This window comes from Dokdonella sp. (genome assembly GCF_041395345.1).
Lineage (GTDB): Bacteria > Pseudomonadota > Gammaproteobacteria > Xanthomonadales > Rhodanobacteraceae > Dokdonella.
In genome coordinates, this window is record NZ_JAWLAR010000009.1 from 96,549 (window position 1) to 116,981 (window position 20,433).

The following is a 20,433-nucleotide window of genomic DNA, read 5'->3' on the forward strand; positions in this document are numbered from 1 at the left end:
GCGATTTGCCGCGGCCCCGTGAACGGGTCGGTCCAGGAGTCCAGAATGCGATCATCGATGTACCGCCTCGCCCTGCTGTTGCTTGTGCCCACGCTGGCATTGAGCGTGCTTGCGGCTGGCAATGTCCGCTACAAGTGGCGCGATGCTGAAGGCAATCTGCATTATTCGGACAGCTTGCCGGCCGAAGCAGGCATCTATGGCTACGACGTCATCAATGCTCAGGGCGTGCTGGTCAAGCGTGTCGAGCCCGCCATGACCGCCGACGAAAAGGCCGTGGCCAAGGCCGCAGCTGCAAAGCAGAGGGCGGAGAAGGACGCCGCCGAGCGCCAGTCACGCAATGACCAGCAGCTGCTCGCTGCCAATCCGACCGAGGCCGACTTGCTCAAGACGCAGGCCCAGCAAATCGAGATGCTCGATCTGCAGATCAAGAGCGTGCAGACGAGCCTGCAGAGTCTGGAACGCAGCCTGACCGACCTGCTCGGGCGCGCTGCCGACCTGGAGCGCAGCGAAACGTCCGTACCCGAGAAACTGAACAATCAGATCGGTGAGGTGCGCAGCAAGATCAACACTCAGTACGCCCTGCTTGAACGCAACAAGGCGGAACGTGCGAAGACTCTCCAGGGCTTTGATGCCGAGATCGAGCGCTACCGTGCGCTGAAGGAAAAATACAAGCAGCATTGATGATCCGGTGCTGCCTGCCGGAGCGCGACTGCCGTGGTCCTGGAGACAAATCCCGGCAACCGGGCCTGCGGCGGCCCTTGGTCCATACTTCAATCATGGGGCCTAGAACGGCAGCGGAAGTGCCTGATCCAGGGCCAGCAGTTGTTCGCGGAACTCCGCCTGGATGCGCTTCAAGGCAACCTCGTTGTCCGCATCGAAGCGCAGCACCAGCACCGGTGTCGTATTGGACGCACGAACCAGACCCCAGCCGTCAGGCCAGTCGGCTCGCAGGCCGTCAATGGTGGTCAGTCGCGCACCCTCGAATTTCGCCTTGTCCCTGAATGCCTGGATGAATCGATAGTGCTCGCCCTCGCGCATTTCGATTTTCAACTCGGGCGTCGAAACGCCCTTGGGCAGGGCCGCGAAAATCTCCTCTGGCGGACGCCCATCGATATCGCCGGCAAGAATTTCCAGCAGCCGGGCGGCGGCGTATACGGCATCGTCGAAGCCGTACCAGCGTTCGGAAAAGAAGAAATGACCGCTCATTTCCCCTGCCAGAAGCGCTCCGGTCTCGCGCATCTTGGCCTTGATCAGCGAATGCCCCGTGCGCCACATGATCGGGCTGCCACCATGCTGCAGAACCAGGGGCTGCAGATGGCCCGTGCACTTGACGTCGTAAATTATCGTGGCGCCAGGATTTCGGCTCAGCACGTCAATGGCGAACAGCATCAGCAGCCTGTCGGGGTAGATGATTTCGCCTTTGCGTGTCACCACGCCCAGGCGATCGCCATCCCCGTCGAATGCCAGTCCGATATCGGCGCCCGTCTGCTTCACTGACAGGATAAGGTCCTGCAAGTTGTGGGGATCCGAGGGATCGGGGTGATGGTTCGGGAACGTCCCATCAACTTCACAGTACAACTCATGCACTTCGCAGCCGATGCCTTCAAGCACCGCGGGAGCGATCGCCCCGGCGACACCATTGCCGCAGTCGACCACAACCTTCAATTTGGTTTCAACCTGGACGTCGTCGCTGATCCGGGTTACGTAGTCATCGCTCAGGCTCATGACCTGCAGTCCGCCCGACCCACTGCTCAGGCGATCCTCGGCGATTCGTGCGTACAGATCCTGAATCGCATCTTCGGAAAGCGTTTCCCCACCCAGCACGATCTTGAATCCGTTGTAGTCCGGCGGATTATGGCTGCCGGTAACCGAGACACAGGAACCGGTTTGCAGATGGAAAGCGGCGAAATAGGTCAGCGGCGTGGACGCCATGCCGATATCGATGACATCGCAGCCGGCAGCGCGCAATCCCTCGATCAGGGCTCCGGAGAGATCAGGCCCCGACAAGCGCCCATCGCGGCCGACAACGATTTCACGCAGTCCGCGATGCTGCGCTTCACTGCCAACAGCGCGACCGATCTGACGGGCGATGTCGTTGGTCAGCGTCTGCCCGAGAATGCCGCGGATATCGTAGGCGCGAAAAATGCTTCGATTTACCGCGACCTTCTTTTCTTCGGGTTTTGATTTTGCGCGGACTTCCCTGACCGGGGCTGGCTTGGCCGCTGCAACTGCCACTTCGGTGGCAGCCTGTTGCTCGATGGCCTCGGCCAAGGTGATTTCCTCTGTCTGCGAACGTCTACCCGGGCGGAAAGCAGCCGCGGCCCCCTGCATGCCAACCTGCCTCAGCCACAACGCAACAAAGCCGCCAAGCAGGCACAGGAAGGTCAATATGACCAATACCCACAAATTGCGGGTAATCAGAATCTGAATGTTCGGGTCGGCAATGGCCAGACGCAGCTGTGAGCCGGCAATCGGAATGCCAAGGTCGCCAGTGGAAATTCCAGCACCGGAACCCGAACTGGCCACCATCGTGTCTCCGCGACCGTCCCCCTGGCGCAGGTCGATGCGTATGCCAGTGCGGTTTTCGCCTTGCAGGATATCGAGGATGACCGAGGCCGGCAGGGCCAGATAGGCATAGGCAAGCGGATTGGCTTCCGGCTTGACCGGTACGGCCAGGACCAGCTGTTGGCCACCCGAGGAAGATGGGCGAATCTGGACCGGTGCGGGTTTCAGCGTCGCCTGAGCCTGCATCAGCATCTGTGCACGCGAATAGCCGAAACTTTTCAGGTCCTTCTTGCGAACTTCGAGCAGAACGGGGCTGTAAAAACTGGCTTGCTCGAGTTCGGGCCACTCTGTGCGCGCCACTTCCGCGGCGCGCTCGAGGCTCGCTTCGTCGTTTCCGCTCAGTTCGGCCAGAACCGGTCCGGACAGCACGACCTGTTCGGCCTTCCGGTTGAGCGCCTCAATCTTCTGTGCAATGGCCTGCTGGACGCGAATGCGCGCGGACTCGGCCTCGGCAATCTTGTCGCTCTCGCTGTAGACGAGAGAGGTCTGCCAGAGAAGGAAAAATCCGGCGAGCATGAGCACGGTAGCCACGGCCAATGGAACAAGAACCTTGAGTCGCGGCAATAGACGCGCAACCGTCACGGCGGAGCCTGACTTTGCGGGCCTGGCCGCAGTCTCTGTCTGATCTTCTTGCGCCATGTTCTCTACCCTCGCCTCACCCACGGTTGCTCACGCTGCGAACAAGGCCGGAGTCCGTGGAACGGAATCCCGCGTCGCGCTGCAAGCGGACCCGACCAGCAGCGGTTGGCCCGCCAAGTGCCCACATGGAACCATCATGCAGGGTATCTCATCAACAAGCCGGTTTCGGGCCTCGGATCGCCGAAGTCCAAACAACGCGGAACCCTGCAACGATTCGCTCAGTTTCTCCCCGAACTGCCAAACCCGCCTTCCCCGCGCGCGCTGGGATCGAATGTCTCGACGCGTACCAGGCTCGCTCGCACAATCGGCATGAAGACCAGTTGCGCGATGCGTTCGCCTGGTGACACCGTGAACGCTTCCGACGAGCGGTTCAAGCAGGAAATCATCAACGGCCCCTGATAATCGGCATCGATCAAGCCCACGCCATTGCCGAGCACAATGCCGTGTTTGTGCCCAAGCCCCGAACGCGGCAGCAAGATCGCACACAAGGTCGGATCACCGATGTGGATCGCCATGCCGCTGGAAATCAGCGCCGTGGCGCCCGACTCCAGCCGCAAGGGCGCCTCAATCATCGCACGCAAGTCCATGCCGGCAGACGCCGCGGTGGCGTAGTCGGGCAGCGGATATTCCGTGCCGAGACGCGGGTCGAGCACGATCATCTCCACTGGAATGCTCATGCCGGTACAACCGTTTCAATCGTGACCCGATAGCGGCTGGCAATCCGTTCCACCAGGGTGCGAGCCAGCGCCTTCTTGTCGGCCCTGCCCAGATCTTCGCTGCCATCCTTCCAGATCAGCAGTAGCGCGTTTTCGCTGCCCTCGAATCCGAGACCGGTGCCGACCTGGTTGGCGGCAATCATGTCGAGCTTCTTGCGCTCGAGCTTGTCGCGCGCATAGCGCTCGACGTCATTGGTTTCGGCTGCGAAGCCGACCAGGAACGGCCGATTCTTCAAACCGGCCACCTCGGCAAGAATATCCGGGTTCTGGACCAGTTCCACTACCATTGGCTTGCCTGTCTTCTTCAGCTTGGTCGGGCTGGTCGATTGAACCCGATAGTCACCGACGGCGGCGGCTGAGATGAAGATGTCGCTGTCGGCGCAGGCTTTCACGACCGCGTCGCGCATTTCGCGCGCGCTGCGCACATCGACCCGCCCCACTCCGGCAGGCGTCGGCAGGTTGACCGGCCCGGAAACCAGGGTGACCCTGGCGCCTGCCTGCTGCGCGGCCGCCGCGACCGCAAACCCCATGCGTCCCGAGCTGCGATTGCCAATGAATCGTACCGGGTCGATATCCTCGAACGTCGGACCGGCGCTGACCAGCACCCTGAGACCAGCCAATACGGGAGGAACGCGCGACGCCGCCAGTTCGTCAACCAGTACCTCAGGCTCGGGCATGCGTCCTTCACCCACCTCGCCACAGGCCTGACTCCCGGAAGCCGGCGGAATGACGCGCACTCCGCGATTCCGAAGCAGCGAAACGTTGGCCTGCGTTGCGGCGTTCGACCACATCTGCTGGTTCATGGCCGGGGCGACCGAAACCGGTGCCGACGTGGCCAGGACCAGAGTGCTCAACAGATCATCGGCACGTCCGTGCACGAGCCTTGCGATGAAATCGGCAGAAGCCGGCGCTATCAGCACCTGATCGGCCCAGCGTGCCAGCTCGATATGGCCCATGGCCGCTTCCGCGGATTCGTCCCACAGGCTGGTGCGAACCGGATTGCCGGAAAGCGCCTGGAATGTCGTGGCGCCTACAAACCGCGTGGCGTTTTCGGTCATGACCACACGGACTTCGGCACCGGCATCGCGCAAGCGTCTTACCAGCTCGGCGGCCTTGTAGGCGGCGATACCGCCGCAGACGCCAAGCAGGATGTGTACACGCTCCAGGGGTCCATCACTCATGTAGGAAATTTCTGACGCGAGGAAGATCTCTAAGCTTACCCAAAATTGCGGGCCCGGCTGCTATCGGAGTCCCGAATCGACATGCAAAGTGTGGCTTCCCTGCCAGCGATGGACACAATGCATGAGCATTCGAGAGTGGCCGGACGGAGAACGACCGCGCGAGAAGCTGCGTACCCGAGGCAGCGGAAGCCTTTCCGACGCCGAACTTCTGGCGGTCTTCATAGGGTCAGGACGTCGCGGCTCGAACGCCGTCGAGGTCGGCCGCGAGCTGCTGGTCTCAGCGGGCGGACTCAAGTCCCTGCTGCATTCCGGGCAAAAAGAATCCGGCTTGGGGCCGGTCAGCTGGTGCCGCGTCCAGGCGGCGCTCGAGCTGGGTCGTCGCTATCTCGATTCGGAGTTGCGCGAGACCGAAGCCCTGACCGATCCGGCAGCCAGTGCGCGCTATCTGAAATCCCGACTCGGCGCCTACCCGTATGAGGTATTCGCCTGCCTGTTTCTCGACAATCGACACCGGGTCATCGCGTTCGAAGAGCTGTTCCGCGGCACCATCGATGGTGCAAGCGTGCATCCGCGCGAAGTCGTCCGACATTGCCTGGCCCACAATGCCGCGGCCGTCATCCTCGCGCACAATCATCCGTCAGGTGTAGCCGAACCCAGCGCGGCGGATCGTGCGATCACGCTGCGCTTGCGCGATGCCCTTGCCCTGGTCGACGTCCGAATTCTGGATCACTTCGTCATTGGATCCGGCGATCCCACTTCGCTGGCGCGACGCGGCTGGATCTAGACGGCCTTCAGAGAGGATGCCGGGCAGGCGCGGGCGCACTATACTCGGGGCAAACAGGGCAAGAGGCACCCGAGCCACGTGATATTCGGCTTTCCACGAAGCTATCCAGCCGACCCGGTCGAGTTGGCATTGCCGGATGTTGCCGCGGCGCGATCGCTGATGGGCGCGAAGCTGCAGCCGCTGGAAAAGGCCCTGGCCGAGCGTCATGCGCAACTGGCCCCCCTGCTGTCGACCGAACTCGATGGGGAAATCCTGCTTCAACGCTGTGCTGATGTCATCCGTATCGGCTATGCGCGGCTGGCCCGCCGCCACGGCACGCTGAGTGACGAATATCACGCCTACCACAACGAGGAACACATTCTCGACATCCTCGGTGGGCGAATCAGTCGGCTGATTGCGGCCAGCGGTGTATTCGCCCTGGGACTCAGAGACTGGTGCGTTCTCAACATGTTCGCCGCTTGTCACGACTTGCGCCAGCGCGAGGAACCAGTCTACGAAGCGGGCGTGGGTGCCAACGAAAGAGCCAGTATCGAAGAGACCTTTCGATTGCTCGATGCCTGCGGGTTTTCCCCGCAAGATGACGCGGACCTCTATCTCGCGCTCGATCTGACCATCTCGGGCAGCACGTTCGATGCACGTCCGCCGCCGGGTGGCGCGGCATTCAATGCGGCAGAACTGGTTCAATCCGGGGGCGCACTGGCGGCCAAACTGACTCAGAAGCTGGACAAGCACCGGCCAGGCTGGCAGGGCGACGAGCGGCTGGTGCATGCTCACAAGCTGGCTCTGATCGCCGCGGATCTGGACACCGCCAACGTCGCCGAATCGTTCGACCGTTTCGCCGCAAGCGCCGAAAACCTCTGCCTCGAACGGGAAATGCTGTGCCGCCGCGATCTGGATGACGGAGAAAGTGCCCAGCCGGTACTCGGCTTCCTCACCGATGGCCAGGATCGCTTCTTTTTCGACCTGCACCGGTTCAGCTCCGAACTGGGTCGGCAGGCGTTCGGGCCCGCCAAGGAGCAAAATGCGGCGCGACTGAAATCCCTCAGTCTGGGCTTGCGGGCGCGCATCGCCATGCGCGGAAAACCCGAAAGTGGCCGCCAGGTCCTGAATGCCTACGGTGAAACGGTGGCAGGCCTGATTTGAGGCCCAATGACGCTGCCTGGCTGCAACGGGCGCAAACTATACACATCCGCGCTGAACGGCCTCCGTTTTGGGACAGGCGCCTGCTAAAGCCAGCCTCATCCACACTTTTTTCTTAAAAATCAATAAGCTGAGGACATCTCTCCTTCCTCCAGCAAAAATCGGACCTGATTTGCCGACAAGCTCGTCGCTGCACGGCAGCATGTTCCCCACAGAGTTATCCACAGCCGGTGCAAATGCCGGATTGGGCTTTCCCGACAAGCGCTTGGAGCACATTCCTGCTTTTTTGCAGACACAACGAGCGCCAACCTGCGGTCGCGACAGCAGTCCCGATTTGTACCTGGACGATCAGGCAGGCGTCCCCTGCCCGGGCTCCGATCAGCCCTGGCAGAAGCCTGGGAGTTGATGCGGCTCCGGGGTCGATCCGGGGACCGTTCGCGCTGCCTTCGCAGGATTTCCCGGGCGGCCCGGGCGGGTTGCCTCGACTCGAACCCGACCCCTCCTGGAGACACCCGCGCACCCGGGTTTCGGGAATCCCTGCCAGCCCTCTACAATAGCCGGCCCGCTTCCTCAAGAATCACGCCGTGAAAGACGTCCTGCGCGAGCTGGTCCATGGAGCGCTCGCAAATCTGCGTGCGCAGGAAATCCTGCCCCAAGGCCAGACACCCGCCTTCGTGGTGGAACGTACCCGCAATCGCGAGCACGGCGATTTCGCCTCCAACGTTGCCCTGACCCTGGCCAAGCTGGCCGGGCGCAAGCCACGAGAGATCGCCGAGGCCATCGTGGCCGCCATCGACGATCCGCGCGTGGCGCGCACGGAAATCGCCGGCCCGGGATTCATCAATTTCTTTCTCAGCCCGGCTGCGGTGCACGCCGAGATCGTGCGCATCCTCGATCTGGGCGATGCCTATGGTCGCAACAACTCGGGCAACGGCCGCAAGCTGCAGATCGAGTTCGTGTCGGCGAATCCGACCGGGCCGCTGCATGTGGGCCATGGCCGCGGTGCGGCGGTCGGTGACAGCCTGGCCCGCGTCATGACCGCGAATGGCTGGGCCGTAAGCCGTGAGTTCTACTACAACGATGCCGGTGCGCAGATCGAAAACCTGGCGCTGTCCGTGCAGTCGCGCTGCAAGGGCATCGAACCCGATCACGCGGACTGGCCGACAGATGGCTACCGCGGCGATTACATCAAGGACGTTGCGCGTGACTATCTGGCCGGTGAAACCGTGCATGCAGACGGCCAGGACGTCACGGCTGCCGCAGACGTGGACAATCTCGATGCCATACGCCGGTTTTCGGTTGCGTGGCTGCGTCGCGAGCAAGACCTCGACATGCGCGCCTTTGGCGTCGAGTTCGATGTGTATTTCCTCGAATCCTCCCTGTACAGCGAGGGTCGGGTGGAGAAGACGGTCCGGGAGCTGGTCTCGGCCGGACACACCTACGAAAAGGACGGAGCGCTCTGGCTGAAGACCACCGATTTCGGCGATGACAAGGATCGTGTCATGCGCAAGTCGGAGGGTGGATACACCTACTTCGTGCCCGACGTTGCCTACCATGAAGACAAGTGGCAACGGGGCTTTGAACGTGTCATCAACGAGCAGGGTGCCGATCACCATTCCACCGTCAACCGGGTTCGTGCCGGCTTGCAGGCACTCGACATAGGCATCCCGAAGGGCTGGCCGGAATACGTGCTGCACCAGATGGTGACCGTCATGCGCGGCAGCGAGGAAGTGAAACTGTCAAAGCGTGCCGGCAGCTATGTGACCTTGCGCGACCTCATCGATGAAGTCGGGTGCGACGCCACGCGCTACTTCCTGGTCGCGCGCAAGACCGATTCGCAACTGGTATTCGACATCGACCTGGCCCGCGCGCAGACCAACGACAACCCGGTCTATTACATCCAGTACGCCCACGCTCGCGTGTGCAGCGTGCATCGGCAGCTCGCGGAGCGCGGAATCGCCCTAGACAGGGCCGAAGGTCTGAACGCACTGGAGCGGCTGGACAGCGAGTACGAACGCTCGCTCATGAGCGAGCTCTCGCGCTATCCCGAAGTGCTCGAAGCGGCTGCAGCCAATCTTGATCCGCAGCTCGTCGCGCAATACCTGCGCGATCTGGCCGCAGCGTTCCACGGCTATTACAACGCACACCAGTTCATCGTCGACGACGGGGTAATGCGCAATGCGCGCATTGCCCTCGCTGACGCGGCCCGTATCGTGCTCGCCAGCGGTCTCGACCTGCTCGGTGTATCTGCGCCGCAGAGCATGTGATGATTCACCTGCCAGGCCGCCCCCTACGGCAGTCAAGGCTCGGCAGGCCCACAAACCCGGAGAACAGTTGATGGCTTCACGATCACGCAAGCAGGCAACCCGCGGCAGCTCCCGACCGGCGGTACCCGCATGGATCTGGCTTGCCTTCGGCGTCGTCCTCGGGCTGGTCGTGGCCATGGTGTTTCTCGGCAGTGACTGGGCGCCCATGCTGCGCAAGAACGCCGGTCCGCAACCCAATCCGGAAGCTGTAGCTCCGCGCGAAAGCGAACCGCCGATCGTCGAGGCGAAGGACAAGCCACGCAAGAACTATGACTTCTACTCGGTGCTTCCAGAGATGGAAGTCGTCATTCCGGACTCGGAAATCTCGGCCAAGGCGCGCGCCGAAGCCGCGCAACCCGCAAGCGGCACCCCGCCTGCGGTGTCGGCGACGTCCCGCTACCTGCTCCAGGCCGGCTCCTACCCTTCGGCCAAGGCCGCCGACGAGGTCAAGGCCAAGCTTGCCATCCTTGGCTTTGTGGCCCACGTCCAGCCGGTAACGATCAATGGCAAGACCTGGAACCGCGTGCGCCTGGGTCCCTTCGCCAGTGCCGGGCAACTGGAAACGACCAAGGCAGCGCTGGCCGACAATGGATTCAATGCGATTGCGTTGAAAGAGGAATCCGGCCAATAGGTATCGGCAGACGGCCCGACTGACGCCAGGCCGCAGACCGTGACGGACTCAGGATGGCGTTGATTCATTCCAGGGAACCGCCCTCGAATCCGTCGATGAACAACCAGTCGCCCGTACGATAGTTGGCGGCGAACAGGATCGCATTGAGCAGGATCTGGTAGTTGTTGCCTGGGCCCAATGCATTCGGCTCGTACTCGCCGGGCTGATAGACCACCACAACGCCCTGCCACGGCGCCTGACTGCGCGCATAGCCAAGCAAGTGCGCAGATCCACCCTCGCTGTAGTCGCTGCCGAAAAGTGCCTCGATGCCCGACGTGCCCGCACGCAGGGCCAGATTCGGGTAGCGCTCGTCCGGGGTGTTGTTGAAGGCCAGGTAGTCGCCCGTCGCCACACCGATACCGGGGTCCGCGTAGGCAACCCGGCCGGGATAAAGCACGGCGTGGTGCGAGACAAAATGATATGAACTCAGCGCAATGACGTTCTGTCCTGTCGTCGTGTTCCACGGCACGGCACCCGTGGCCTGGGCGCCAAGCAGATCCTGCATGGATGCCTTTCCGGCCGTTTCATAGATGCCGTGGTGAAACGAGACCACACCGCCACCGGCAATCAGGAATTGGCTGACCGCGGCCACGAAAGCCTCCTGCCTGACCTGGTCGTCCATGCCGTTGTCCGGCACGCGATGGGCAAAGTAGATCAGCACGTCATAGCCAGCGGGATCGGCTGGTGGCAATTGCAGCCGGCTGGTCGCCTGCTCGATTGCGTTGGTGGGAAGTTCCAGCAGGGACTCGGGCAAGGCGTCAATGTTCAGTGCCGGGGTATTGTCCATCGCCGCAGACAACTCGCCCGGCTGGGTCAGCTGCCCGGGTGGAAGAGCGTGTGGATTGACCTCGTCACTGACGATCAGGATACGCAACGGCGCATGCGCCGGCAGCGTTTGCGCCGACGCCGCACAGGCCAGCAGCCACCCGGACAGGACGGCAGGCAGCAACAAGTGTCGTGGCGCGTTCATCGTGCAGCTACTCCCGATTCTGCCCGAGAACGACCCTGCCTCAGGCGGAGCGTGGCGCTAGCCATGGACTTTACCGGCAATCGAGCCCGAAAAAAGCGACGCGGATCGTGCCCTCGGGCGCCGAAAGGTGCTTGAAGCCGCTTGACGTCGGTACCGGGCAAGCATGCCCCCATGGCTGCGTCTGGCTGCAGTTCAACTGCGAAGTCCTATGATGGGAGCATCCGTTCAAGACGAGTTCGCCATGCCTGACGCTTTGAATTTCGATATGGCTGCCGTAGGCCAGCGCCTGCTCGATGAAGCCTATCGGCTGATCGCAGCCCTGCCTCTGTTGTTGCTGGCCCTGCTGATTGTGTGGCTTGCCTGGCATGCAGGAATCTGGGTGTCTCGGCGCGCATGGGTGGCTCGCGCTGCAAGATCGAACCCGTTCCTGCAGGAACTCACGCGAACGACCATACGCTGGATCGTGCTCGGCCTGGGCGTTCTGGTCGCGCTGGAGATCATGCAGGCAACCGCCCTCGTCGGAGCCGTGCTCGGCACCGCTGGCGTACTCGGTGTCGTGCTCGGATTCGCCTTCAAGAGCATCCTCGAGAACTATCTGGCAGGCATACTCATGAGCATCCGCCAGCCTTTTTCGCCGCGCGACCATGTCGTCATTGATGGCAATGAAGGCATCGTCGTTTCGTTGAATTCGCGCGCGACCATCCTGATGACGCTGGACGGCAATCATCTGCGCCTGCCGAACGCGCTCGTGTTTGGCAGCGTGACCCTCAACTACACGCGGAATCCGAGTCGGCGATTCGACTTCGAGATCGGCGTTGGCGTCAATGAAGATCTGATCCGAGCGCAGGAACTGGGTATTCAGGAGCTGGGTCAAATCGATGGCGTCATGGACAAGCCGCCACCGCGAGCCATGATCACGGCCCTGGGGGATTCCAATGTCCAGGTGCGATTCCACGGCTGGGTCGACCAGCGCGAACATGAGTTCCTGCAAGTGCGCAGCGAAGCCATCCGACGCGTCAAGCTCATCCTCGAGGAGGCCGGCATGGACATGCCCGAACCGATCTATCGGGTACAGCTTCGCGAAGTGGGAAAATCCGTTGCGGACAGCGCGCCTCTGCGCGATCCGTCGCCAGCCACGACGCACGACTCGACGCCAGTGGATACCCGGGTCCACTTGGACGTCGCGGATCAGATCGAGAGCGAACAGCACGTACACAAAGGGAGCGACCTGCTCGACCCTGACGCACCGCGCGAGTGAATCCTGCACGAATCCTTCATTGGGGCGAACTGCCGCAAGGTCGAACCGCTCACCCTCAGGGTCCAGGCGAGGGCGCAGCGTCGTTCACCCGCCATCAGGGTCCGGAACATCACTGCCATCGACCTTGCCCTGGTCGATCTTTCTCCGCGACTCTGCTTCGTCCGAGTCATCGCGGCTCAGGGAGTTCGTTCCGGACTTCGAATTGGCCGGCTCATATTGAAGCTCGCTGAGCAGAGCGAAGTGATCCGAGCCGAAGGGTTCCAGCCGCTCAAGGTGGCACAGTGAAAACTGCGGACCATGAAACAGATGATCGAGCGGCCAGCGCAAGAACCAGTGCGCTGCATGGAAGGTGTTGAACATGCCCCGACCGATTCGCGGGTCGAGCATGCCACTGATCTTGCGAAACAGCCGAGTGGTCCTTGACCACGCAACATCGTTCAGATCGCCAGCAACGATGGTGGGCACCCCTTCCCGGTCATGATTGCGCGCAATCACCAGCAATTCGGCATCGCGCTCGGTCGTATCGGTCGATTCGTTGGGGCTCGGCGGCGCGGGATGGACAAAGCGAACGCGAATGCAGTCGCCCGAACGCAGTCTGACTGCTGCATGCATCGAAGGTACCTCCTTGTTCACCAGATACTCGATACGCGTCTGTTCCAACGGAAGCCTGGAGTAGACATGCATGCCGTAAAGATTTTCGAGCGGGCATTTCATGGTGTACGGGTAGTCTGATTCGAGCACATCCAGCCGGGATTGCCACCAGCTGTTTGACTCGAGCGTCAGCACGATGTCGGGAGAATGCTTGTCGACCAGTCCTAGAAATCTGTCCGCTTGCCTGTTGGTCCCGAGAACGTTCGCACTCAACAGACGTATTCGGCGACTGCCGTCGACGTGCGTTGCGCTGTGGACCTCCGTGCCATGCAGGGGCGAGTAAGGTGCGATCCACCAAAGCTGCCACAGCAAACAGGCTGTCGCGATCGAACAGAACAGCCAGGCCTCGGCTTTGGAGAAATCAAGAATAATCCCTTCGAGCGCCAGCATGCCCACGGCGAGGGCGCAAAGCTGAAGTCGCGGAAATTCGAGCGCGCGAATCCACCAGCGTTCGCTGCGCAGCAGCGGCAGCAAGGTCATGGCCAGGAGCGCCATTGAGAGTGCCGCAAGCAGGATCACCATGCCGATCCTCCGCTATGAGAGAGCACCTGCGCAGACGTGTTGCGCAGACCAATCCGGGTGCGGCCTTCCACGTGGACGGCCGCGCCTTCGAAGGCCGCCTCAAGCCCTTGTCATCTGGCTTGAAGCAGGGCCCGTGGAAAGGATCCGACCCCGGATCGCTTGCGCCGGGTGGCGAGGCCTCAGTCGTCGAATCCGTCCAGGTAGATGAAGTCGGAAACGATCTTGCGCACGCTGCCGTTGGCCTGGGCGATATACATGTTGCCGACTTCGTCTTCGCCATAGCCATAGGTCGAACCGACGCTGAGCGTGGTGTTGTTCAGGCCGGGTGACCAGCTGGTTCCTGGCGCTCCCGCTGTCGCATACCAGAGGACGCCGCTGCAAGCATCACCGAAGAAGTAGGTTCCATCCAGGCTCGAGGAAGGTCCGCGATAGACAAAGCCACCGGTGACCGAGCAGCCTGAACTGTGCGAATACTCCAAGACAGGCGCCACCGTGCCCGTATCCGCAGGGCAGGTGGTGCCGGACCCTGCCGCGTCAAAGAAATGACGCCCTTCGCAACGGCTCCAGCCGTGATCGCTGCCGCCTACACCTGCAGCCTGGACCGTGATTTCCTCATAGGTGTTCTGGCCTACATCGCCGATCACCAGATTGTCATTGGCGCGGTCGAAGCTGAAGCGCCAGGGATTGCGGAATCCGTGCAGGTAGATCTCGTCGCAAGTGCTGCTCGTGCCGACATGGGGATTGCTGGCCGGAATCGAGTACTCGGCCGGGCTGATCCCGTTTGATCCACACATGTCGGCGGTCGCGGCCCCGCCACGATTGTCGACGTCGATGCGCAGGATCTTGCCGAGCATGAAGTACTGGGTGCCGCTCGGGTTCGTGCCACAGGAATTCTGGTTGCTGTCGGCCGGCTTCTTCCAGAGGCACTCGGCAAAACCGTGCGGATTGTTTTGCGGGCCGCCATCACCTGATGAAATGTACAGGTAGCCATCCGGACCGAAGTGGATGTCACCGCCATTGTGGTTGCCGGCCAGGTCAGGAATGCGCAAGACGATGGTACCGGAGGCATCGGCGACATCGGAATCCAGTGTCGGCACGGTGTGGCGTGCTATGGCCTGATCAGGCGTTGAACCGAGGCGCGGATCTCCGCTCGGACGCGTATAAAAGACATAGAACTCGTTGTTGTGCGGCAGGCCGACCTTGCCGAAGTTCGGATGGAAAGCCAGGCCGAGCAGGCCGCTTTCACTCGAAGTCGTGACCGATTTCGTCAGGAACGGCGTTGCCAGGGCCACCCCGTTCTTGACCACCTTGATCTGGCCGCCTTTCTGCACGATGAAGATTCGACCGCTGCCGTCGTGCGGGGCGCGTACGGCAACGGGCTCCGAATAGCTGCCCGGCACGTTCTCGAGGGACAGACCGGGAATGGCCTGCGCCGCAACGGAACCGGCAGAGAGGGCCAGCGTGATTCCAGCGACTAGGCGAAAAACGAACATGTTCGAGACTCCAGTTTGCGTTGCGTGAAGTGTTGCGTGGCCGGCATGCCGATGCCAGCACGAGGACGTGAACTTGTGACAGGATTGCCAGATGCAGGGGTCGTGGATGACCCGCTGCCAAGCGTAGCTGCGCTATCGTTAACCGCGCGTTAGCGTACGGCGACGTTGCGCTTGAGCCGGATCAGCCCTGAAATGTCGTCATCACCGTGACCTTGCGCCATGAGAACGGCGTAGTCGGCCAGCGACTTTTCGATGACGCTGCGGTCGGTACCCGCGTCGCAGGCCAGCTCTCGCACGATCTTCAAGTCCTTGTGCAGCAAAGCGAGCTTGAATCCAACCTTGAATTCGTTGCGCAGCATGGTTGCTCCACGCTTGTCCAGAAACCAGTTGCCTGCAGCACCGGCGAGCAAGGTCGGTATCAGGGTGTCGGCGTCCAGGCCGAGCGCGTCACCCAGGGCCAGACCTTCACAGACCGCCTGGGCAATTCCTGCCACCAGCACCTGGTTGACGGCCTTGGTGTTTTGTCCGGCACCGATGGCGCCCATATGGCTGATCCTTGCCGCATAGCATTCGAGTACGGGCCGAGCCCTCTCGAGGGCAGCTGTTTCACCACCGACCATGACCGAGAGCTTGCCGTTGCGCGCACCTTCCACGCCGCCGGAAACGGGTGCATCAATGAAGTCACCGCCTGCCGCGAGCATTCGGTCGCGCGCTTCGCGTGCAGTCACGGACGATACCGTCGAGTGGTCGATGACGATGGTGCCTGGATGGGCATGGGCCGCGATGACATCGACATCGGCAAGCACGTCGGCGTCGGCTGGAACGCACAAGGCAATCACGTTGCAGTGTCCGGCCAGTGCGGCCAGCGAGGCCGGCTCACCAAGGCCGAACTCGGCAGCGATCGCCCTGGTATTTGCCGGTGTGCGCGTCCATACCGATGCAAGCAGACCTGCACGGGACAAGTGCCCGGCCATGGGCTGTCCCATCGCGCCGAGTCCGACAAAGCCGGCCCTGATGTCATTCATTCTGCGGTCTCCGCAAGATAGGTGTAGGCGGTCAGACCCGCCTCCAGTGTCGCCGCAAGCTGCGCGGCTTCCACGCCTTCGATTCCGACCGCAGCAATCTTGGCCTGGTACTCCGAACGCAATACCGCAAGATCGTAGCCAACATAGTCGAGCATGAGATCGGTCGTGTCGCCGCGGCGCTGCTGGACCAGATCGTAGCCGTCGGTGGTGAGTTTCACGCTGACCGCATCGGTGTCACCGAAGAGATTGTGGATGTCGCCCAGCGTTTCCTGATACGCACCCACCATGAACAGACCCAAACGGTAGGTTTCTCCCGCCGCAGGCGCATGCAGGGGCAGACTGACATCGACCCCGTCGGCATCGACGTAGTGATCGATACGTCCGTCCGAATCGCAGGTCAGGTCAGCGAGCACGCCTCGTCGGTCCGGCCTCTGCTCGAGACCACTGATCGGCACGATCGGGAAGACCTGATCTATCGCCCAGATGTCAGGCACCGATTCGAACACCGAAAAATTGACGAAGTACTTGTCCACCAGGGTTTCATTGAGTTCGTCGAGCACCTGACGATGTGAGCGTTCGTCGGGCTTCAGGCGTTCACGCACCGCATTGACGACGGCGTAGTAGAGATCGTCGAGCTGTGCGCGATCCGCGAGCGAAAGCTGGCCCAGTGCGTACAGTGACTGGCCTTCGGCGAGGTGATACTGGGCCTCGTGGTAAAGCTCGGTCGGCGGTCGCGATCCGATCTCCGCATGCACTTCGCGCAAACGGCGCAGAACGGCCGGTTCGTCCTCGCGGACGTCTGGAACGGATCCGCGCGGCGATTCCTCGATCTCGCTGACATTGACCACGAGCACCGCGTGATGGGCCGTCAACGAGCGACCCGACTCGGTCAGCACATGCGGATGAGGCAGATCATTCTCCGCACAGGCGTCAGCCAGTGCGCCGACCACGCTGGAGGCATATTGATCGAGCCCGTAGTTGATCGAGCACTCCGAGCGCGAGCGTGTGCCCTCATAGTCGACACCAAGCCCCCCACCCACATCCATGTAGCGGATCGGCAAGCCCAGCTGCGAGAGTTCGACAAAGTAGCGAACCGCCTCGCGCATGCCACGCGCGATGTCGCGCACATTCGACATCTGCGAACCCATGTGGAAATGCAGCAACTTGAGCGTGTGCGAGAGACTCGCCGACTTCAGCTGATCGATCAGGGTCAGCAACTGGCGCGGAGTGAGACCGAACTTGGCCTTGTCGCCGCCCGAATTCTGCCACTTGCCCGCGCCGAGGCTCTTCAGTCGCATGCGGACGCCCAGCAGCGGCTCGACGCCGAGACTGCTGGCTTCCTCGATGACATAGCGAAGTTCGGAAGGCTTTTCGATGACGATGAAGATCTCCAGCCCGAGCTTGCGTCCGATCAGGGCCAGGCGAATGTATTCGCGATCCTTGTAGCCGTTGCAGATGACCACGCTGCCGCGTCGCGCCAGTGCAAGCACGGCCATCAATTCCGGCTTGGAGCCCGCCTCGAGCCCGAACCCCTCATCGCCGCCAGCTGCCAGTTCGCCGGCGACGTTTTTCTGCTGGTTGACCTTGATCGGATAGATCGCGGTGTAACCCCCCGAATAGCCCGTGTCGACCATCGATTTCGCGAATGCAGCCTGGAGTCGGGCACGGCGATGATTGAGGATGTCGGCGAATCGAATCAGCAAAGGCAGGCGCGATCCGGCCGCGCAGGCCGCATCGACGATATCCGGAAGGCTCAGCTCGGGTCCTCCGGCACCGTGCGGACGCACCTGCACGCCACCGTCCTTGCCCACGTCGAAATAGCCCTCGCCCCAGTTCGCCATCGCATAGGTGTGGCGGGCGTCGTCTGTTGTCCAGGATGCAGTCATTGTTTCCTCCGGATGACATCGACGTCGCAGCGGCAGGCCTTGACGCAAGAGCCCCGTCGACCGGGAGCCTCGCATGCCGCGGGGTCGATCGGGGCGCGCATTGTAACCATTGCAATGACGAGCCTGCCTGACGGAGCCGCGTGCGATCGGCAAACACGCGTGACAATTCGGGTCAAGCTGCCCGTGCGCAGGGGCAAACCGTTACAATCCCGGGTCAACCGGCCCGCCCTCCCCACATGGTGTGCCTGGCCAACCCCATCCAGGAAGTCCGTATGTCCACATCCGAGCAGAGCTGGTTCACAGAAGCCCACGAGTCGTCCGGGTCGTCGATCGGCTTTCGCACGCATGCACGCCTGCACGCCGAAAAGACGCCGTTCCAGTCCATCGAAATCTACGACTCGACCGATTGGGGCAAGCTCATGGTCATCGACGGCTGCATGATGCTGACCACCCGCGACAATTTTTTCTACCACGAGATGATGTCGCACCCGGCCCTGTTCACTCATCCCCGGGCCAAGCGTGTCGTCATCATCGGCGGTGGCGACTGCGGCACCCTGCGTGAAGTGCTGCGCCATGAAGTGGTCGAATCCGCCGTGCAAGTCGAGATCGACGAGCGCGTCACGCGACTCGCCGAAGAGTATTTTCCCGAGCTCTGTGAGGCCAACGGCGATCCACGCGCGCAGCTGCTCTTCGACGATGGCATCAAGTACATGGCCGATTGCGAGCCGGATTCGCTGGATGTGGTGATCGTCGATTCAACCGACCCGGTAGGGCCGGCCGAAGGCCTGTTCAACGCTGCGTTCTATTCCAGCTGCTTCAAGGCGCTGCGCAGCGGTGGCATCTTTGTCCAGCAAAGTGAGTCGCCACTGGCCCATCTTGGCCTGATCAAGTCGATGCGTTCGGCCATGCGCACGGCAGGCTTCCAGGCTGTTCGCACCCTGACCTTCCCGCAACCCTGCTATCCGACCGGCTGGTGGAGTGCGACGATGGCCAGGAAGGGCGCCGATCTGTCGGGTTTCCGCGAACGCGGCGCCCAGACCAAGCAGTTCGGCACCCGCTACTACAACGCCGAGATCCACAAGTCCGCCTTGTCGATGCCCGAGTTCATGCGTGAGGAGCTCGGCGAGTAGCGTCCCGCGGTCTGCTGCTACAGCAGGCTCAGCACTCCCGCGATCGTCGCGGTCATGAAGGTGGCCAGCGAGCCGCCGAGCACGGCCTTGAGGCCGAGACGGGCGAGGTCCGGACGGCGGCTTGGGGCAAGGCTGCCGATGCCGCCAATCTGGATCGCGATCGAGGAGAAGTTGGCAAAGCCACACAGCGCGTAGGTCGCTATCAGGCGACTGTGTTCGCTGAGCTTGTCGATGTTGTTGGCCATGTCGACATAGGCGACAAACTCGTTAATGACGACTTTCTCGCCGATGAAGCTGCCGACCAGGGTGGCATCCTGCCAGGGCACGCCAATGACCCAGGCCAGCGGCGCCAATACCCAGCCGAAGAGCGTCTGCAGGGAGAGTTCGACCGGGTGTCCAAGTTGAACGGTGAGCCAGCCATTCAGCGATGATGTCTGATCCGCGCCCCAGGCATGCCCGCCGAGCCACTGGAACGGCGCATTGAGCATTGCAATCAGGGCAATGAAGGCGAGCAGCATGGCGCCGACGTTGAGTGCCAGGCGCAGGCCGTCCGCCGCGCCAGTGGCAGCGGCGTCGATGACGTTGGCCGTGGTCTTTTCCACTTCGAGCTTGACCTGGCCGCGGGTCAGCGGCTCTTCCGTTTCGGGAATCAGGATCTTGGCCAGCATCAGCGTGGCCGGCGCGGCCATGATGCTTGCGGTCAGCAGGTGGGTGGCATAGAAGATGCGCTGGCCATCGTCGTCACCGCCCAGCAGGCCGACATAGGCGGCCATGACGGAGCCGGCGATATGCGCCATGCCGCCGATCATCACCGTCATCAACTCGGACTGGGTCATGCGCTCGAGATAGGGCTTGATCGTCAGCGGCGCTTCGGTCTGGCCGATGAAGACACTGGCGCAGACCGACGTCGTCTCGGCCCCCGATACGTTCATGACCTTGGTGATGACCCAGGCCATGCCCTTGACGATCATCTGCATGATGCCGAGGTGGTAGAGCACGCCGGTCAGCGCGGCAAAGAAGATGATGGTCGGCAAGACCTGGATCGCGAACACGAAGCCGAACTTCGAAGTGTCCATGAAACCGCCGAATATGAAGTCCGAGCCGGCACGCACGTAGTCGAGCAACTTGACGAAGCCGGTGGCTATGCCGTTGAAGATCTCCCGACCCATGGGAACCTTGAGTACGAGTGCGGCGAAGACGACCTGCAACAGCACACCTGTTGCAACCAGCTTCCAGCTGATTGCCCGCCGATTATTCGAGAACAGCACGGCAATGGAAATCAGAACGGCAAGGCCGAACAGACCAAATGCGATATGGCCCAAAGCCTGCATCATCCGGAAATTCCCCTGTAGAATTGTGCCGCGCGAATACGGCAGCGTAGAACAACACGGAAGCGACGCGCAATACGGCGGCTGACAATTTGCAACGAAGGCACGCAGCTATTCGTCGTTGCTGGGAGTTGCCTCGAGAAATTCAGCCACAGCCAAAGGGACCCCG

16 protein-coding genes are annotated in these 20,433 nt (G+C 61.9%); 7 read left to right on the top strand and 9 right to left on the bottom strand.

The features are described from left to right. The first annotated feature begins 45 nt into the window (after nt 1–45). The gene (locus R3F00_RS09815; RefSeq protein WP_371281601.1) at nt 46–681 is read left to right on the top strand and encodes a DUF4124 domain-containing protein; all 636 of its coding nucleotides are present in this window, start codon (nt 46–48) and stop codon (nt 679–681) included. A 102-nt stretch (nt 682–783) separates the two neighbouring features. Here R3F00_RS09815 and R3F00_RS09820 read toward each other — a convergent pair whose 3' ends face one another. The 3 genes from R3F00_RS09820 to coaBC all read right to left on the bottom strand — a co-directional run bounded on the left by R3F00_RS09820 (nt 784) and on the right by coaBC (nt 5,101). Further along, nucleotides 784–3,204 (bottom strand): phosphomannomutase/phosphoglucomutase, encoded by a 2,421-nt coding sequence (locus R3F00_RS09820; RefSeq protein ID WP_371281602.1) that lies wholly within the window; start codon nt 3,202–3,204, stop codon nt 784–786. Between the two features lie 218 nt (nt 3,205–3,422). After that, on the bottom strand, nt 3,423–3,881 hold the full coding sequence (dut, locus tag R3F00_RS09825; protein WP_371281603.1) for a dUTP diphosphatase: 459 nt from the start codon (nt 3,879–3,881) through the stop codon (nt 3,423–3,425). Further along, nucleotides 3,878–5,101, bottom strand: coding sequence for a bifunctional phosphopantothenoylcysteine decarboxylase/phosphopantothenate--cysteine ligase CoaBC (gene coaBC, locus R3F00_RS09830; protein ID WP_371281604.1), 1,224 nt, complete (start codon nt 5,099–5,101; stop codon nt 3,878–3,880). Before coaBC ends, dut begins: the two co-directional genes overlap by 4 nt. A 121-nt stretch (nt 5,102–5,222) precedes the next feature. Here coaBC and radC point away from each other — a divergent pair, with 121 nt between their 5' ends. The 4 genes from radC (at nt 5,223) to R3F00_RS09850 (ending at nt 9,962) form a co-directional block, all read left to right on the top strand. Next, the gene (gene radC, locus R3F00_RS09835; protein ID WP_371281605.1) at nt 5,223–5,885 is read left to right on the top strand and encodes a DNA repair protein RadC; all 663 of its coding nucleotides are present in this window, start codon (nt 5,223–5,225) and stop codon (nt 5,883–5,885) included. 78 nt (nt 5,886–5,963) lie between these two features. Next, nucleotides 5,964–7,028, top strand: a complete 1,065-nt coding sequence (locus tag R3F00_RS09840) for a hypothetical protein (protein ID WP_371281606.1) — start codon at nt 5,964–5,966, stop codon at nt 7,026–7,028. A 581-nt stretch (nt 7,029–7,609) separates the two neighbouring features. Further along, the gene (argS, locus tag R3F00_RS09845; RefSeq protein WP_371281607.1) at nt 7,610–9,292 is read left to right on the top strand and encodes an arginine--tRNA ligase; all 1,683 of its coding nucleotides are present in this window, start codon (nt 7,610–7,612) and stop codon (nt 9,290–9,292) included. A 70-nt stretch (nt 9,293–9,362) separates the two neighbouring features. Beyond that, complete coding sequence (locus R3F00_RS09850; protein WP_371281608.1) at nt 9,363–9,962, top strand: SPOR domain-containing protein; 600 nt, start codon at nt 9,363–9,365, stop codon at nt 9,960–9,962. Between the two features lie 64 nt (nt 9,963–10,026). Here the strand turns inward: R3F00_RS09850 and R3F00_RS09855 are convergent, their stop codons facing one another. Continuing rightward, nucleotides 10,027–10,971 (bottom strand): hypothetical protein, encoded by a 945-nt coding sequence (locus R3F00_RS09855; protein ID WP_371281609.1) that lies wholly within the window; start codon nt 10,969–10,971, stop codon nt 10,027–10,029. Between the two features lie 241 nt (nt 10,972–11,212). Here R3F00_RS09855 and R3F00_RS09860 point away from each other — a divergent pair, with 241 nt between their 5' ends. Continuing rightward, the gene (locus R3F00_RS09860; protein ID WP_371281610.1) at nt 11,213–12,229 is read left to right on the top strand and encodes a mechanosensitive ion channel family protein; all 1,017 of its coding nucleotides are present in this window, start codon (nt 11,213–11,215) and stop codon (nt 12,227–12,229) included. Between the two features lie 84 nt (nt 12,230–12,313). Here the strand turns inward: R3F00_RS09860 and R3F00_RS09865 are convergent, their stop codons facing one another. The 4 genes from R3F00_RS09865 to speA form a co-directional block, all read right to left on the bottom strand. Then, nucleotides 12,314–13,402, bottom strand: coding sequence for an endonuclease/exonuclease/phosphatase family protein (locus tag R3F00_RS09865; RefSeq protein WP_371281611.1), 1,089 nt, complete (start codon nt 13,400–13,402; stop codon nt 12,314–12,316). A 179-nt stretch (nt 13,403–13,581) separates the two neighbouring features. Beyond that, nucleotides 13,582–14,895 (bottom strand): sorbosone dehydrogenase family protein, encoded by a 1,314-nt coding sequence (locus R3F00_RS09870; protein ID WP_371281612.1) that lies wholly within the window; start codon nt 14,893–14,895, stop codon nt 13,582–13,584. Between the two features lie 149 nt (nt 14,896–15,044). After that, nucleotides 15,045–15,920, bottom strand: coding sequence for an NAD(P)-dependent oxidoreductase (locus R3F00_RS09875; protein ID WP_371281613.1), 876 nt, complete (start codon nt 15,918–15,920; stop codon nt 15,045–15,047). Then, complete coding sequence (gene speA, locus R3F00_RS09880; protein ID WP_371281614.1) at nt 15,917–17,806, bottom strand: biosynthetic arginine decarboxylase; 1,890 nt, start codon at nt 17,804–17,806, stop codon at nt 15,917–15,919. The genes R3F00_RS09875 and speA overlap by 4 nt, the downstream gene beginning before the upstream one ends. 272 nt (nt 17,807–18,078) lie before the next feature. Here speA and speE point away from each other — a divergent pair, with 272 nt between their 5' ends. Continuing rightward, nucleotides 18,079–18,936 carry a polyamine aminopropyltransferase gene (gene speE / locus R3F00_RS09885; protein ID WP_371281615.1) on the top strand — a complete coding sequence of 286 codons (858 nt, stop codon included), beginning with the start codon at nt 18,079–18,081 and terminating at the stop codon, nt 18,934–18,936. Between the two features lie 17 nt (nt 18,937–18,953). On the opposite strand, the gene R3F00_RS09890 is transcribed toward speE, so the two are convergent. After that, nucleotides 18,954–20,270, bottom strand: a complete 1,317-nt coding sequence (locus R3F00_RS09890; RefSeq protein ID WP_371281616.1) for a NupC/NupG family nucleoside CNT transporter — start codon at nt 20,268–20,270, stop codon at nt 18,954–18,956. Nucleotides 20,271–20,433: the final 163 nt, after the last annotated feature.